Below are 15,141 nucleotides of genomic sequence, written 5' to 3' on the forward strand. Positions count from 1 at the left end.
TGCTGGGCCGGATCCGCACGGACGTGGTCATGCGACCGCGCCAGGGCCTCCGCACTTTGCGAGCGCCAGGAGGAGGCGGGACCATGCGCGAGACGGCGGTCGTCCGCGCCTCAGAGGGTCCATCTGGTCAAGCCGCATCGGAATGGCGGGCAGGATCAGGACAAACCGCGCTGGCTTGCTGGCCGTCCGCCCCAATCTGCGCGAAGGATAGCGCGAGGCGGTAGCATAGGGCGGAACGTTGAACGGCAACAGAACCTTATCGGTTTGGCCGAGTGGCGATGGAGAGATGGCCGGGCGTATTCGCGCGCAGGATTGGGGCGCCACGCCGCTCGGTCCCGCCGAGGGGTGGTCGGACCGCCTCAAGCTCATGGTCGAGCAGGTGCTTGCAAGCCCGCTCGTCGCGACGCTCGTCTGCGGCTCCGCTCGCATCCTGATCTACAACGATGTTGCCGCGCGGCTCTACGGCGATCGGCATCCCTCCGCCCTCGGCCGTCCGCTTCCCAAAACCTTCCCGGAGGGCTGGGCAACCGTCGAGCCTTTCTACGCGCGTGCCTTCGCGGGTGAGACCGTGCATGTCACCGGGCAACCGCTCGACACGCGCGGCGAGGGCAACGCCGCCGATATCTTCGATGCCCTGCTGATGCCGGTGCGTGAGGCCGACGGCACGGTCGCCTACGTGCACATGACCGGCACGGAGGTGGGGTCCCGCGTGCGGACCGAGGCGGCGCTGCGCGCGAGCGAGGAGACGCTCGCGGCAGATCTCACGACCGCCAATCTCCTGCGCGACCTCGCGGACCGTCTGGTGACGGAGGAGAACGTCGAGACGATCTACGAGGAGATCCTCTCGGCCGCCATCGCCGTCATGCAGGCGCATGCGGGAACGGTTCAGGTCTACAATCCGGAGACAAAGTCGCTCGTGCTGCTCGTGGCCCGGAATTTCGAACGCGCGATGACCGATCATTTCCACCGCGTCGATGCGGGCAGCCGAACCGCCTGCGGCATCGCGTTGAGGACGAGCAAGCGCACCTTCATCGACTTCGGCGACGATGACACGGAAGAGGCATCTGTCCTGCATGCCGAGGCCGGTTACGGCTCGGCACAGGCCACGCCGCTGGTGTCGCGCACGGGCACTCCGCTCGGCATGCTGAACACGCATTGGCGGACATCCCGGCACCGCCCGAGTGAACGGCAATTGCGCTACCTCGACCTGCTCGCGCGCCAAGCCGCCGACCTGATCGACCAGCGGCAGTCGCAGCGCATTCTGCGCGAGAGCGAGGAGCGCCTGCAGCAATTCGGCGAGGCCTCCTCGGACGTCCTCTGGATCCGCGATAGCGAGACCCTGCAGTGGGTGTATCTCACGCCGGCCTTCGAGACGATCTACGGGCTCGATCGGAAGACGGCGCTGCGTGGCAACAACATGACGGGCTGGCTCGACCTGATCGTGCCGGACGACCGTCAGACCGCCCTCGACAGCATCCAGAGCGTGCGCGCGGGCGAGCGCGCCTCGTTCGAGTACCGCATCCGGCGGCCCAGCGATGGCCTGGTGCGCTGGCTGCGCAACACGGACTTCCCGATGCGCGACGCCGCGGGGCGGGTTTGCTGGCTCGGCGGTGTTGGCCGAGACATCACCGAGGAGAAGGCGGCGACCTGGCGCCAGGAGGTGCTGGTCAACGAGCTGCAGCACCGTGCGCGCAACCTGCTCGGCGTGGTGGCCGCCGTCGCGGGACGGACGCTGCGTCAGGGCGGCTCCGTCGATGCGTTCGAGGAGCGCCTGCAGGCCCTCAGTCGCGCCCAGGCCTTGCTCAGCCAGCACGGAAGCGACAGCGTCGAGGTCGGCGCCCTCGTGCGAGCCGAACTTGCCGCCCACACCGTGAACGGATCGAGACGGGCGCGCGTCGGCGGCCCCGAGGTGCATCTGACTGCGCGCCAGGTGCAGAACTTCGCGCTTGCCCTGCATGAACTGGCGACCAACGCCGCGAAGTACGGAGCGCTGAAGGACAGCACCGGCCGGCTTGCCGTGACCTGGGAGATCGTCCGGGACAGGCGAGAGTGCCGCCGCGTGGCCCTTGACTGGATCGAGAGCGGCGTTGTCCTGCAGCCGGAAGCCGTGATGCGGCGTGGCTACGGGACCGAGTTGATACAGGAAGCTCTGGCCTACGCGCTCGAAGCCCAGGTCGACTACATCTTCGGCGAGGACGGTGTGCGCTGCCGGATCGAGATGCCGATCACCTGACCTGCCAGAATGCTGATCCGTCCGAGGCTGTGAACCTGCTAGAGTTCGGCAGCCTGCACGAGGAGCGTTCATGTCCGATATTGCCAGGCCGCTTGATGGCCGACGTATTCTCGTGGTCGAGGATGAGTACCTCATCGCGGCCGAGGTCAAGCGCTGGCTGCGACGCGCCGGTGCTGAGGTGGTCGGACCCGTGCCGAGCGCGGAGCAGGCGCTGACCCTGATCGGGGATGACCGCATCGACGCGGCGGTGCTGGATCTCAACCTTGGCGACAAGCGAACGGCTCTCCCGATTGCCGACCGGCTCGGCGCGCTGGGCGTGCCCTACCTGTTTGCCACCGGCGACATCCGGGTCTCGCAAGGACATAGCTACGACGACCGGCCGCGGCTGGAGAAGCCCTACGTGGAAGCGGAGTTGGTCCGCGCTGTCGAGGAACTCGTCGCCGCTCACCCGATGCCCTGACGTCAAACCCCCGCATGTCCGCTTGAGGCGCGACCCCCATCCTGCCGCAGCGGGCCCGGCTTTGGGGCCGTTCGCGGCCTGTTTCCGAGCGTCGGCAAACTTGGCGCGAGATGATCGCATCGCAAATCCAGGGTGATCTCAAACTTTCGACGCTGTGCCAAGCGGAGTGATCTCGTTTTTCGGTCTTGGGCGGCCTGGATCTGCAAGATCATCGATCCTGTTGGACGAAAGTTTGCATTCGTCGAGGGCGACACGATCGTCGAGGATCAGCTCTTTGCAGGTTCGTCCGCGCAGGGTTTCAGCGGCCAGATGTATCGTCACAAACTTCGCTGTATCGATTGCAGAAATTCAACGTTCAGGCCGACGCATGAATTTTATTTCAGCGAATTGCAAAAGTAGTCACGCCTTAAATCGGCCATCAGCGGAGGCGAGTTGAACCGGATCGGGGTGTGGCGAGAATTCGACCGGGCGCGATGCAGTGCTTCCGGTGCGAATGATCTGACGTCATCCACTTGCTCAGAATACAAATCACGCGCTGAATCATTCCAATCGGTAGTGAGACAATGGCATCAGGTCTTGGCAGTGCGGCGCCCACGATCAGTCTGGCGCTCTCCAGCGGGACCAGCACGGCGGCGAACCCGACCGGGAATCAGCCCCTCTCGACAAGTCCCGGAAGCCAGGCGGCCTACTTGAATGCGGCGCAATTCGCGCAAGGATTTCGCTTGGGCGGCGTGGTCACGGGCGCAAGCTTCAGCACCATGCTCGGGGTTGCGGTAACCTTCGGCGCAGAGAACAAACCCGCCATTGAGCCGAAGACCGTGTTTCTTCAGGCCGACGGCATCGGTGGCTACTTCTACGCATTTCGCGTCGATGCGCGTGGAACGGCGGGCGGCGCCAACGCGTCCTTGGCTGCAGCGCTGACCGACGGCACCTATACGATCCAGGCCAGCACACGTGACGCGGCCGGCATCGTCGCACAGACCAGTCCCCAGACGCTGACTATCGACACGCTCGCCCCGTCGGTTTCGATCGGGCCTGCGGGCGGGCTCGTCACGCAAGCGACGCAGACGATCTCCGGCACGGTCGGCATAGAGGATATCGGCACCACGATCGTGCTTCAGGAGGGCACGGTGCGACTGGGAACGGCGACGGTTGGCGCCGGCGGAACCTGGACGGCATCCGTCACGCTGGCGAGCCCGGGAAGCCATCTCATCACCGCATCGGGCACGGATGCCGCGGGCAATATCGGGCAGGCTCAGATCGGCTATACGTTGTCCCTCTTAAGTGGCGGTAATGGTCAGAACGCCGGAAATGGCAGCGGGCCCGCCATCGTCCAAAATCCAGGGGTCGGTCAGGTCGTCACGCTCGACAGTCAGACCAGCGGCTCCGTCCAGAAAGGCGGCGCCGGGACGCTCGTGATCACGGGCACGAATACGTATCAGGGCGCGACCACGGTCGAGGCGGGCCGGCTCACCGTCGACGGCTCCATCGTCTCGCCCGTCACGGTCAAGAATGGAGCCGTCCTGGGCGGCCTTGGCAGCGTCGGCGCGGTCACGATCGAGGCTGGCGGCGTCCTCTCGCCCGGTCACTCGCCGGGCGCGCTCGCGACCCGCGATCTTCGCCTCGCGGCCGGCGCGGTGCTCAAGGAAGAGCTCGGTGGCACAGGGGCCGGACAATTCGATCAGCTCACCGTGTCGGGTGGCGTCAGCCTCGGCGGTGCAACTCTCGATGCGACGGCGTATGCGGGCTTCGTTTCGAAGCGCGGAGACAGCTTCGTGTTCATCGACAATGATGGGACGGATGCGGTCTCCGGCACCTTCGCGGGGCTGAGCGAGGGGGCAAGCCTCAGCCTCGGCGCGCGCAGCTACCAGATCTGCTACCACGGCGGCGACGGCAACGATGTCGTGCTCACCGACGTCACGCGCCCGAGCGATGCGATCCTCAACCTGTTCGGCTCCGTCGAGCACAGCACCGCGAGCCAGGCCGGGAGCGTCTACGCGCTCTACGAGGCCGTTCTCGACCGAGCCCCCGATCCGCTCGGCCTGGAAGGCTTCACCCAGGCGCTCAAGACCGGCATGAGCCTCGCGGATATCGCGCAGGCGCTCCTGACCTCACCGGAGCACGGCCCGCAAGCGGCCAGCACCACCGCGTTCGTGGAGAGCCTGTACATGCATCTGCTCAACCGCTCCGCGGATGCGGGGGGCCTCGCCTTCTTCACCGACGCGCTGGCCCACGGCGTCAGCCAGGCGCAGGTGGCCGTGCAGGTCGCGACCTCGGCCGAGGCACAGGCCGTGCTCAAGCCGGTCTTCGAGGCGGGCGTGTTCGTGGGCGATGTCTCGGAGACGGCGGTGGCACGCCTCTATTACGGCCTGCTCGAGCGTGCGCCGGACGCGGCCGGGCTGCAGAGCTTCGGCGCCGTAGTGGCGCAAGGCTCTGCCACGGGCGGGAGCGCTGGTGCGCTCCAGGCGCTGAAGAGCGTCGCGAACGCGATGCTGGCCTCGCCGGAATATGCCGCCAGCCACGCCAGCCTGACGAACGCGCAATACGTGGACGAGGTCTTCGAGGGCGCGTTGGGCCGGCACGCCGACACGGCCGGTCTGAGCTACTGGCAGGACGCCCTCGCGCACGGCGCCTCGCGCGCCGACGTGGCGCTCGGGATCGCGCAGAGCCAGGAGGCGCAGGCCCACCTCGTCGGCAATGTCGAGGACGGATGGCACCTGGTCTGAAGCACGAGGACGCTGCCCTGCCGATCTGCGGGCTGCGAGCACCATGTGCCTGCGGTCGAGATGACCGACCCCGGGCTGCTGCCGCCCGGTCTGTTGATCGGCAAAACTCGCCGGCGGTTTCGGGGTGTTCCGGGAGAGCCACGCAAGAGCGCCTTCCGCTCATTCCTGCGCTTGTGATCCCGCGGCGAATTCGCCGATTCGATGGACGCCCGCGCACCGAATCCTTATAAGAACAGAAAGTGAACAAATGCGCGGGCGCACTGACCTCGGCTCGGTTCGGAACGTCCGCCCCTGTGAACGAATGTGGACAGCAAGGAAGAACGCCAATGCCAGCGGGGCATTACCACTTCCATTGTACAGACGGCGAGGACGCGGTGCTCGATCTGAGCGGCAATGACCTGCGCACGCGCGACGATGTGCATGCCGCGGCCGCGCGGGCCGCGCGTGCTGTGATGGAGGGCTGCGGCTCTCGGCTCGATTGGTCCGACTGGATCGTCGACGTGCACGATTCCCGCGGCCGGCACGTTCTGACGCTGGCCTTCGATGATGCCGATACGGTCAGGCAGGCAGCCTGAGCCAATCCACGATCGCCGGAAGACGACGATGTGAGCTCAGTGCTCCATGCCGAAGCAAGGATGCTTGGGATCGGGAGACAATCACGCCCAACGGCGCGTGGCTCGGCCGCGTTCAGGATCGTGGCCGATGAGGGGACGAATATCGGGGGGCGTGGCGATCCGCGCGCAGGACCGGAAGATTTTTGCGAGGGGCTCACCGCACCCGGCAGCAGAGGACAGAGACGACATGCCGTTCAAACCGAAATCCTCGGCGGAGACGAAGGCCGCCGCTTTGGCATCGGCGATCGTCCGCGCGGCCGACGCCGACGGAGCCCCGTTGCGGATCGGGATCGGCCGGTTGAGGCAGGGCAACCCGCGCCTGACTCCGCTCGCGATAGGCCAGATGTTCCGCAGGCACCGCGACATCATCGACGCGGTTCTGAGCGATCGAGGCTATCATCTGGTGGATTATTCCGATCAGGGCCCTGGCCGCGGAATGGAATTCGAGGTTGGCCCAGCCTGACGCAACGCCTGGAGCGCTGCGCGCGCGGCGGCAAACGCATCGTGACTGAGCCAAGCCGATCGGGCGGGGGCGCATCGGCGACGGGCTGGCGCCACAATCTCCATGCGGTGATCCGCGGCCTGCGCTGTTTCAGCGGGCGGGCGGGCTCAGGCTGGGCTTTGCCGTGACGCGAGGGCCGGCGGATTCCGAGCAGCGATCAGAGTCCTACATCAGATTGTCATAGGTTAAAAAACCGCGGCCGGGTCTGGAAGTCTCCCGATCTGATCCTGCTGTGAGACATCAGCCTGAAGTCGATGGGCGGCGAATTAAATCGCGTAATCGCGGCGCATACGCCCGTGGGTATGTGGTTCGAGCTCTGTGTCCACATGTCTCATAATCCGAAAGGATTAGTCATAAACTACGCAGATGCGTCGCCGCCTCCGGCGCTTCCTAGATGCGCTCCTCCACTCAGGGAGGAGGCAAAAATGGCATATGATCCTACCGCCTTCTATCAAAGCTTCCTGCTGGTGACGCCCCAGGAGGAGCAGGAACGCCTATTGCTCCAGGCGCCCTACACGCTCGCCCCGGACGGATCCGGACCGGTCACGGAGGAGCGGCCCGTCGTCCCAGCTGTGGCCAACGCGACCGAAACGGTCATCGCCGTCCTGAACCCCTCCAACAATTCAGGAGTCAGTGGACAAGCGATCGTTCAGATCGACAAAGCGGCCGGGACGGTGACCCTCGACGTCGTCGCGAGCGGCCTCACCCCGAACGAGATCCACCCGCAGCACATCCATGGTTTCGATGACGACACCCCGTCCCTGCTGCCCAACATCACGCTGGACACGGATCTGGACGGCTTCGTCGAGGATCCCGAGGGGGCCGACGTCGTCGGCCCGGTCATCCTGAGCGGCACAGCCTCCGGGATGGTCACGAACGAAGAGCTATCGGACGATTTCCCGACGGCCGATGCCAGCGGGAATCTGCGCTTCCACCAGGAATACCAGTTCGACCTGACCAACCCGGACGAACAGGCGATCTTCCAGAACCTGCAAGATCGGATCGCCGGGCGCGAGTTCCAGATCCACGGCCTGAACGTGGTCGATGGCCAGGGGGCTCACAGCGACTACGAGGTCAATGGCGAGGGTGGCTACATCCCGGTTCTGCCGGTTGCCAACGGCGTGTTCCTGCCGGTGGTTGATCCGAACACCGCCGATGCGGCGCGGCTCTATGTCGGCCTGCTCGACCGCGCACCGGACACCGAGGGATTGCAGAGCTGGGCCAATGTGCTGGGGAATGGCGCGAGTCTGTCGAGCGTCGCCCAGCAGTTTCTGGACTCCCCCGAATACGCTCAGGCGAATCCGACGCCGCTCACGAACATCCAGTTCGTCGATGCGCTCTACGAGAATGCGCTCGGACGGGAGCCGGAGCCCGCTGGCCAGCAAGCATGGGTGGATCTGCTCGCGGGCGGCACGTCGCGGGCGGATGTGGCCATCGGCATCGCGGAGAGCCAGGAAGCGCAGCAATTCTTCCCGATCGGCGTCGAGCAGGGCTGGATCATCGCCTGAGCGCCAGGCGAGCACGCTGAGGCCGCCAAGGCTGCGGCCCTGGCGGCTCGATGCCGTGGACCGCCTGCATGGCAAGCCTCACCTCGGCGGCGGAGATCGCATCGTGATCAGGAGCGCGCCGCAGCCAAGCGGGGCGGATTGGCGATCGCGCCATTGACCCGGCAAGCGGTCACGGATCCTCCGTGAGGCTGTCGAACTCACCCTTGAGGCTGGCGTAGAGCCGTCCGAGCCAGAGCCGCGCTTCCGCCTCGGCAGCCTTGGCGGCTTGCGCTTGCGCCTCGGCGCGCTGGGCCCGCGCCTCGGCGAGGCGCGCGGCCTCCTCCGCCTTCTCGGCGCGCGCGATGGCATCTTGGATCGCGGCTGTCGCCACGCGTGCACGCTCCTCCGCCGCCTCGGTCTGGGATAGGCTTCGCTGAACGAGGGATTGCGACTCCCGCGTGAGTTCCTGCGCCAGGTCGCGTGCCCGCCGGACTCGCGCGCCGAAATCGCGCACGAGTTGGATGGCGCCCGGCCAGTCGGCAGCATCCAGAGCATTCGCTTCGATCGCGTCGTCCGAAAGCACGGGCGTCGCGCCGGCTCCATCGTCGCGCGGCTCCGGCTCGCTGAAGAGCGGCACGACATTCTGCACGGGCGCCGTCATGGACGAGGCTCCCATGACGATGCTGTCGCCGCTCAGATCGAGGTTCGGTCCGAAGAGCATGGCGTCCAGCGCTCCGCTCAGTTCCCTGGCGGTCCGCGTCATGCGGAGCGCTTCTCGGGCTGGGCGAACGCGAACTCGCTCGCGATGGTGTCGTAGACGCGTCCCAGCCATTCCTCCGCGATCCGTGCCCGCTCCTCGGCGGCACGCACGCGCTCATCGGCCGCCTTGAGCAGCGCGTCCGCGCGGGCCTGGATCTCGCGCGTATGCGCCTCCGCCGCCTTGACGCGCTCATTGGCGTTGGCGATGTCCTCGCGCACTCGCTCGAGGAGGTCTTGAACCCGCAATTCCTGTTCGTGCGCTTCGGTCTCGACTTCGCGCACGCGGGTTGCGGCGCTCCGCACACGTTCGATCAGGTGAGACCATTCCTGCGGCGAGGACCGCCGAGTGGGCGGAGCGCTCGTCTCGATGGTCTCTGAGGGATTGATCAGCCGTAGCATCCCGGTCAGATGCGCATGATCAGCCTGGGCCGTCTCGAACGGCTTGCTGTCCGCCCTGCTTGGCAGGACAGCATCCCACGGAAACGTCTTGAGCTTATCCACCTGCGGCTCACCCCATTCGCTGCCGATGGAGTCTCGCTCCCGTTCGGAATGGTCTCTCTCCATGCGAGAGGGCGCAGGCTGTTAACCTTTAGTCAACTTAAAATTGTACAATTCGACCATGCGGGCCGTGATTCAATGCTGCTGTGTCTCGGTTCACACTGTCTACTATTCGACAATCGATGCGGAGCGAGCTTCCTCACGCGCAAGGACCGTTGCGCTGGCCTGAACCGTGCAATGACTCTTCCGAAGGCGCAACCTTCGCGCCCCCGGAATTCAAGTGAAGTGCGAGGTGTTCGATCAAGACTACTTCATCACCGACCCGAGCCTCGGCAATCTGGCTGAATATTGACCGCGGCGTGTTACGCATCCTCGATCGGATTTCGGCCGGTTCGTGAAACGCGCTGAGGCAGGCGACGATGCGCGACATATCTCATGAGATGCGCACACCCGCGGACCGGTTTGAGGGCAGGAACGGGTGATGCCCTGCTCTATGCCGGTTTGACGTACCGCACCCCGATCGCGTGCGCGGTGCGCCGCACCACCTCACAATGCTTGTTGAGATTGTTGCTTCGCACGAAAAGCCTGAACTGGTTCGGAATTCCCGAAGACGTGGCGACCTCGATCAACGCACCGATGCCTGATTCATCTCGCACGAGGCAATCGACCGGCTCGGGCAAGTGCGACGAGGTGAGCTCACCGATTCGGAAAGAGCCATGCCTGATTGCCTTACGACGCTCCGTTTCCACGATGCACTCCCGCCTGTTGTCGGATCAACAAGTAGAGGGCGGGCTTTAATTTTTTCGGAATCCCACAACTAGAAGGTATGATTTCTTCCATGAACTCAGAACGATCCACGCCTAGGATTGCATGAGGATCTGCTGCATGAACGCCAATCCGGATAGGCGGTCTGAGTTGGCGTCCGGCGCACGACATCGTCCGCGTGTCCGACGACAGGCGTGTCCGCTGTGACGAAACCGGTGCGAAGGCGCTGTCGCAAGCCGGTTTCGCCTTCAAGAAAGACGATCGCGCGCGCATGGCACGCAACATCACCGCGGACTTTCAGCACCCACGCTCGATCTCGGCATCGGAACGGACCCGAGCGATGGCGCTGATCGTCAGGGCAATGGACGCATCTACGCAGTTCGACCCGGGCCGGCTCTGAAACCTTACGCCCGGTCGGCCCGTAGATCGCGACGATGCGCGCGCTTCGAGAGGTCAGATTGCTGGATCAGGTTCTTGCCCGGCGGCGCCGGTTGCGACCGCGCGGGTTCGTCGTTGCCGCGTCGATTGCGGTGGCCGTCGGGTGGTGGTTCGTCATCGGGGCGATGACCGGGCGTCTCGTCTGGTTCTGGTAGCGAGAGGCCGGCGGCCTCATTGGGGATCGCGCGGCGTGACCCAGTACGATCCCGTGAGGTATCCGGCCTGAAAGGCCGAGAGATAGGCCGCCAGGATCAAGGCCTTCATGCCATCGAGCTCGCCGGTCCGAAGCCAGAGAGTGACGAAGACGGCCACGATCAACGCCGACATGAACAGGGCAGCCAGGATGTTATAGCGGCCGCCCATTGCGGCGCCCACGATGAACAAGACGCCAGCGATGATCATACGAGCGCTCTAATCTCGAATTAATACATAAAATGCTAGAGGAATTAGCCTGACGTCATTGCCATGATACGACTCGCCGAACCGACACGCTACTGAGAAATCTTGAGCATCTGTCTCGCCGCCTCGGCGCCGGAGGGCGATCCATCGTGCAGACTCCGGCGGCGAAGCCCGTGTTCGACCGGATCCGGCGAGGCGGGCGCCGAACTTCACGCCACGCGGACGAGAACGCGTCGGCCGGCCATCGCCGACGCGGTGGGTGGTCTGACCCTGGACGGCGCGCGTCCGGCGGTTCCGGGATGGCCCCGCCCCTCCCGTGGGGCAGGCCCGGGGCAGGCCTATCCGTCAGCGGCGCAGGCGGTTTCCGAGCACGAAGCCGAACAGGCCCAGGAGCACGATGCCGGCCGCGCCCTCGAAGCCGACGAGGAGATTCGTGACACGCCCGATCGGCTTGATCCCGATCTCGGGCGGGTTCGCGGTCATCATGTTCAGCGCGCTATAGCTCACAAGGTCCAGGGGCTTGCGCGTGGGATGGCCATCGCTGCCTTCCGGCACGAGACCGCCTGTGAGGCCGTAGCAGAGGGCGAACAGGAGAATCAGGATCGCGAAGGCGCGGACGATCCGTGACAGGCTCTCCCCGTAATCGCAGAGCCACTCGACGAAGTGATCCGCGCACCAGCGATAGCCGTGGCGCAGAAGGCCGCGCCCGTCTCGCGCGCGCCAGGCCTCCTGTGCCTGCGCGCCCGCGAGGTAGCGGCCCATGCGCCGGCGCCGCTTATAGGCCCAACTCGCCGCCTCGTGACTGCCGATGCCCTGGAGATTCTGCTCCAGGGCGAGATAACTGGCTTGGGCGGCCTCGAACTCGCCCGCGATCTCCTCGCCGACGGCGCCGCCGAGTTGCTCCACCCGCATCCGGGTGCCGCTGAGCCAGGCTCCGGCAAAGCGCACATGGGTGAGCTTGCAGGAGGAGAGATTGAGCCGGACGAGATTCGTGTCGGACAGATCGGCGCCCGAGAGATCCGCGCCGTCGAGCTTCACGCCGGACAGGTTGGCGCCGCGCAGGCGTGAGCCGACGAGCCGCGCCTTGGTGAGGCTGGCCCCCTCGAAGTCGGATTGGGTCAGGTTGACGTCGCTCAGGTTCGCCTCGTCAAGGCGCGCCCCGCGGAAGTCGGTGTCGTCCGCATCCGCGCCCGCGAGGTCCGCGCCCCAGAGATCGGCGTTGGCAAACCGCGCGCCGTCGAGAAGTGCCTTTGGAAAGCGGGAGAAGCGCAGGGATGCGTCGGCGAAATCCGCATCCTCCAGCATCGCCTCGCCGAAATTCGCCTGCCCGCCCGCCACTGCCCGGAAACCGGCACCGCTCATGTCGGCCCGAACGAAATCCGCTTCCTCGATGAGCGCGCCATCGAACCGGGCGGAGCGGCCGAGGATTCCGGTCAGGTGCGCGCGCTGAAGCATGGCGCCCGAGAGGTCCGCGCCTTCGAGATTCGCCCGGCCGAGATGCAAACCGGCAAGGTTCAGTCCGCGCTGGTCCGCGTGCCACCATGGCGGTGACGATGCGCCGTCGAGCGTCGCCAACAGGGTCTCGCGGCCCCCGCGCAGGCGCGCGAGGTCGAGGCGCGGATTCTCAGCCGGCATCGGCTCGTCACCGGACGCGCCGACACGGTCGAGCAGAGTGGGTATACGCGGATCGAGATCGAGCTGCGGCTCGGCGGGTTCCCCGGTGAGCGCGCCCATGCCCCCTCCCGCCGGCAGGACGGGCTCGTCTGCGCCTCTCATCATCGAACGCTCATCACCCGCTGCCGTGCGGTGGCGGGCACAGGCGAGAGCCCGCGCCGCGCACCACGAAATCCGTCTCCGTGAAAGTAGCCGGGTCCGTCCTCACGGCAACCGCATCGCGGCGGAGGAACCGTGGGGTCGGCGCCTTCGGTTCGACCGCACCCTCATTCTGCGGCCGAGCGTTGCCTCAGGGCCGCGCCATCTGCGCTCCGTCCCCGGCCGTGAGCACGGCAGGTGGGCGGCCGCGCGGATGGGCACGCATGAGCAGCAGGCGCGCAGGTTCAGGCCGCCGCGCGGTAGCGTTCCGCGGCATGGGCCTGCATGAAATTCGGCACCATGGCTTGGCGGGCAGCATCGAAGGCGTCCCACTGGCCGGAATCGGGCAGCGGCGGGATGGTCACCGTCTCGCGGCGGTCGAATCCGACAAGGGCGGCATCGACGAGCTCGGCCGTCTCCATCACGGCCGGCAGCGCATCGACGTCTCGGCCCGAGCGTTCCCAGATCTCGGTTCGGGTCACCGACGGCAGGACAGCCTGCACGTAGACCCCTTTCGGCCCGAGCTCGAGATGCAGCCCCTGCGAGAGGAACAGGACGAAGGCCTTGGTCGCCCCATACGTCGCCATGCTGAATTCGGGGGCGAGGCCGACCACGGAGCCGATATTCACGATGGCGCCGGCTCCCGATTCGACGAAGCGCTGTGCGACCGCCCGCGCGAGCCGTGTCAGCGCCGTGACATTGAGGTTGATGAGATCCGCTGCCTGATCGGGGCTCTGATCGAGGAAGCCGCCATGGCCGGCCGCCCCGGCATTGTTCACGAGCACGCCGATTCGGCTGTCATCGCGCAGACGCGCCTCGACGCGCGCGATATCCGCCGCCGCCGTCAGGTCGGCTTGCAGGACATCGACCGCGACCCCGGTCTCGCTGCGCAGACGCTCGGCGAGCGATGCGAGACGGGCGCCGTCACGCGCCACCAGCACGAGGTCGTGTCCGCGCTTGGCGAAACGATCGGCGTAGACGGCGCCGATCCCCGACGAGGCCCCGGTGATGAGAATGGCTGGCTTGCTGGTCATGATCGGTTTCCTATGTCTAAACATGACGACCGTCATGTGATTAAACATTACGATCGTCATGTTTGGCGTCAAGCCGATCCGGCGCAACGCGGGTGAGGGTTCGCACATGAAGGTCAGTCGCGAGCAGGTGGCGGAGAACCGCCGCAGGATCCTGGCGGCGGCTGGCCGCCTGTTCCGCGCGCGCGGCTTCGAGGCCGTGACCGTCTCGGACGTGATGACGGCCGCGGGACTGACCCATGGGGGTTTCTACGGATACTTCGGTTCCAAGGAGGACCTGATCGCGGCTGCCCTCGCGGACGTGCTCGCGACCGCATCGCCGATGCCGCGCGACCTCGACCGATACGCCGAGGCGTATTTGTCCGCGGCGCATCGTGAGGATCGCGCCGGCGGCTGTCCCGTGGCGGCGTTGGGAGCCGAGACGATCCGGCACTCGTCGAAGGCTCGCGCGGCGATGACGGACGGTCTGCGGCGGCAGATCGATCGCCTCAGCGAGGGCGCAGGCGGGGCCGATCCGGAGACGCGGCGCCAATCCGCCATCGGGAGCTGGGCCACCCTGGTGGGGGCGATGGTCCTCGCACGCATAAGCGACGACGCGAAGCTCTCGGATGAGGTGTTGGCCCAGGCTCGTGCCTGGATCGGGCGACAGAATGGGGATGAGCACAATCACCCGTGAGGTCGGACTTCTCGGCTGTGCCTCGGCTCGAGGTGTTCGCCAGCCGCCAGGCAAGTCGTAATTTGATGAATCAGCGTCGGTAACCTTGATCGACACGAAGAAGTCCCGCCAAGCAAGCTTGGCGGGACGATGAAATCCTCCTGTGTGTCTGGGTTTCGTTGATCCTTGTCGGATGCTCTAGTGGAAGAGGCCCATATCCGGCACGTGGGCGTCGACATGTGCAGGGGCTTCGTGGTGAGCCGCGAAGGATTCCTGCCCGTGATGCGCTGGTGCGCCGTCACCGTAGATCACGTCGTTGCCCGCGCCACCGTGGATCGTGTCGTCACCCTTCCCGCCATAGAGGGTGTCATCACCCTTTCCGCCGTGGATCGTGTCGTCGCCCTTGCCACCGTGGATGGTGTCGTTGCCCTTCCCGCCGTAGAGGGTGTCGTCGCCCTTGCCGCCGTGGATCGTGTCGTCACCCTTGCCACCGTGGATGGTGTCGTTGCCCTTCCCGCCGTAGAGGCTGTCGTCACCCTTGCCACCGTGGATGGTGTCGTTGCCCTTCCCGCCGTAGAGGCTGTCGTCACCCTTGCCGCCGTGGATGGTGTCGTCGCCCTTGCCACCGTAGACGGTGTCGTTGCCCTTCCCGCCGTAGAGGGTGTCGTCACCCTTTCCGCCGTGGATGGTGTCGTCGCCCTTGCCACCATAGACGGTGTCGTTGCCCTTCCCGCCGTAGAGGGTGTCGTCACCCTTGCCGCC

15 protein-coding genes are annotated in these 15,141 nt (G+C 66.1%); 8 read left to right on the forward strand and 7 right to left on the reverse strand.

The features are described from left to right. The first annotated feature begins 286 nt into the window (after positions 1–286). From F6X53_RS13200 to F6X53_RS13225, 6 genes are all read left to right on the forward strand, one after another. Positions 287–2,233 (forward strand): PAS domain-containing sensor histidine kinase, encoded by a 1,947-nt coding sequence (locus tag F6X53_RS13200; RefSeq protein ID WP_151000483.1) that lies wholly within the window; start codon positions 287–289, stop codon positions 2,231–2,233. 70 nt (positions 2,234–2,303) lie between these two features. Then, positions 2,304–2,693 carry a response regulator gene (locus tag F6X53_RS13205; RefSeq protein WP_151000484.1) on the forward strand — a complete coding sequence of 130 codons (390 nt, stop codon included), beginning with the start codon at positions 2,304–2,306 and terminating at the stop codon, positions 2,691–2,693. A gap of 731 nt (positions 2,694–3,424) precedes the next feature. Then, a complete protein-coding gene (locus tag F6X53_RS13210) occupies positions 3,425–5,419 on the forward strand; it encodes a DUF4214 domain-containing protein (RefSeq protein ID WP_238296322.1) in 1,995 nt (664 codons plus the stop codon). A 326-nt stretch (positions 5,420–5,745) separates the two neighbouring features. After that, a complete protein-coding gene (locus F6X53_RS13215; protein ID WP_151000486.1) occupies positions 5,746–5,994 on the forward strand; it encodes a DUF6894 family protein in 249 nt (82 codons plus the stop codon). A gap of 226 nt (positions 5,995–6,220) precedes the next feature. After that, positions 6,221–6,496, forward strand: coding sequence for an adenylosuccinate synthase (locus tag F6X53_RS13220; RefSeq protein WP_151000487.1), 276 nt, complete (start codon positions 6,221–6,223; stop codon positions 6,494–6,496). A gap of 464 nt (positions 6,497–6,960) precedes the next feature. Continuing rightward, positions 6,961–8,043 carry a DUF4214 domain-containing protein gene (locus F6X53_RS13225; protein WP_191970824.1) on the forward strand — a complete coding sequence of 361 codons (1,083 nt, stop codon included), beginning with the start codon at positions 6,961–6,963 and terminating at the stop codon, positions 8,041–8,043. 169 nt (positions 8,044–8,212) lie between these two features. On the opposite strand, the gene F6X53_RS13230 is transcribed toward F6X53_RS13225, so the two are convergent. The 3 genes from F6X53_RS13230 to F6X53_RS13240 all read right to left on the reverse strand — a co-directional run bounded on the left by F6X53_RS13230 (position 8,213) and on the right by F6X53_RS13240 (position 10,028). After that, the gene (locus F6X53_RS13230; protein WP_151000489.1) at positions 8,213–8,785 is read right to left on the reverse strand and encodes a hypothetical protein; all 573 of its coding nucleotides are present in this window, start codon (positions 8,783–8,785) and stop codon (positions 8,213–8,215) included. Beyond that, a complete protein-coding gene (locus F6X53_RS13235) occupies positions 8,782–9,282 on the reverse strand; it encodes a hypothetical protein (protein ID WP_151000490.1) in 501 nt (166 codons plus the stop codon). The genes F6X53_RS13230 and F6X53_RS13235 overlap by 4 nt, the downstream gene beginning before the upstream one ends. 488 nt (positions 9,283–9,770) lie before the next feature. After that, positions 9,771–10,028, reverse strand: coding sequence for a pilus assembly protein PilZ (locus tag F6X53_RS13240; protein ID WP_151000491.1), 258 nt, complete (start codon positions 10,026–10,028; stop codon positions 9,771–9,773). Positions 10,029–10,222: 194 nt separating this feature from the next. Here F6X53_RS13240 and F6X53_RS13245 point away from each other — a divergent pair, with 194 nt between their 5' ends. After that, complete coding sequence (locus F6X53_RS13245) at positions 10,223–10,444, forward strand: hypothetical protein (RefSeq protein WP_151000492.1); 222 nt, start codon at positions 10,223–10,225, stop codon at positions 10,442–10,444. 209 nt (positions 10,445–10,653) lie between these two features. Here the strand turns inward: F6X53_RS13245 and F6X53_RS13250 are convergent, their stop codons facing one another. From F6X53_RS13250 to F6X53_RS13260, 3 genes are all read right to left on the reverse strand, one after another. Then, positions 10,654–10,884, reverse strand: a complete 231-nt coding sequence (locus tag F6X53_RS13250) for a hypothetical protein (RefSeq protein ID WP_151000493.1) — start codon at positions 10,882–10,884, stop codon at positions 10,654–10,656. Between the two features lie 342 nt (positions 10,885–11,226). Then, complete coding sequence (locus tag F6X53_RS13255) at positions 11,227–12,615, reverse strand: pentapeptide repeat-containing protein (RefSeq protein ID WP_151000513.1); 1,389 nt, start codon at positions 12,613–12,615, stop codon at positions 11,227–11,229. A 323-nt stretch (positions 12,616–12,938) separates the two neighbouring features. Beyond that, positions 12,939–13,727 carry an SDR family NAD(P)-dependent oxidoreductase gene (locus F6X53_RS13260; RefSeq protein WP_151000494.1) on the reverse strand — a complete coding sequence of 263 codons (789 nt, stop codon included), beginning with the start codon at positions 13,725–13,727 and terminating at the stop codon, positions 12,939–12,941. A gap of 106 nt (positions 13,728–13,833) precedes the next feature. On the opposite strand from F6X53_RS13260, the gene F6X53_RS13265 reads away from it, so the two are divergent. Further along, on the forward strand, positions 13,834–14,400 hold the full coding sequence (locus F6X53_RS13265; protein ID WP_151000495.1) for a TetR/AcrR family transcriptional regulator: 567 nt from the start codon (positions 13,834–13,836) through the stop codon (positions 14,398–14,400). Positions 14,401–14,577: 177 nt separating this feature from the next. Here F6X53_RS13265 and F6X53_RS13270 read toward each other — a convergent pair. Next, a partial coding sequence (locus F6X53_RS13270) for a calcium-binding protein (protein ID WP_151000496.1) occupies positions 14,578–15,141 on the reverse strand: 564 nt, incomplete at its 5' end.

The organism is Methylobacterium soli (genome assembly GCF_008806385.1).
Classification (GTDB): domain Bacteria; phylum Pseudomonadota; class Alphaproteobacteria; order Rhizobiales; family Beijerinckiaceae; genus Methylobacterium; species Methylobacterium soli.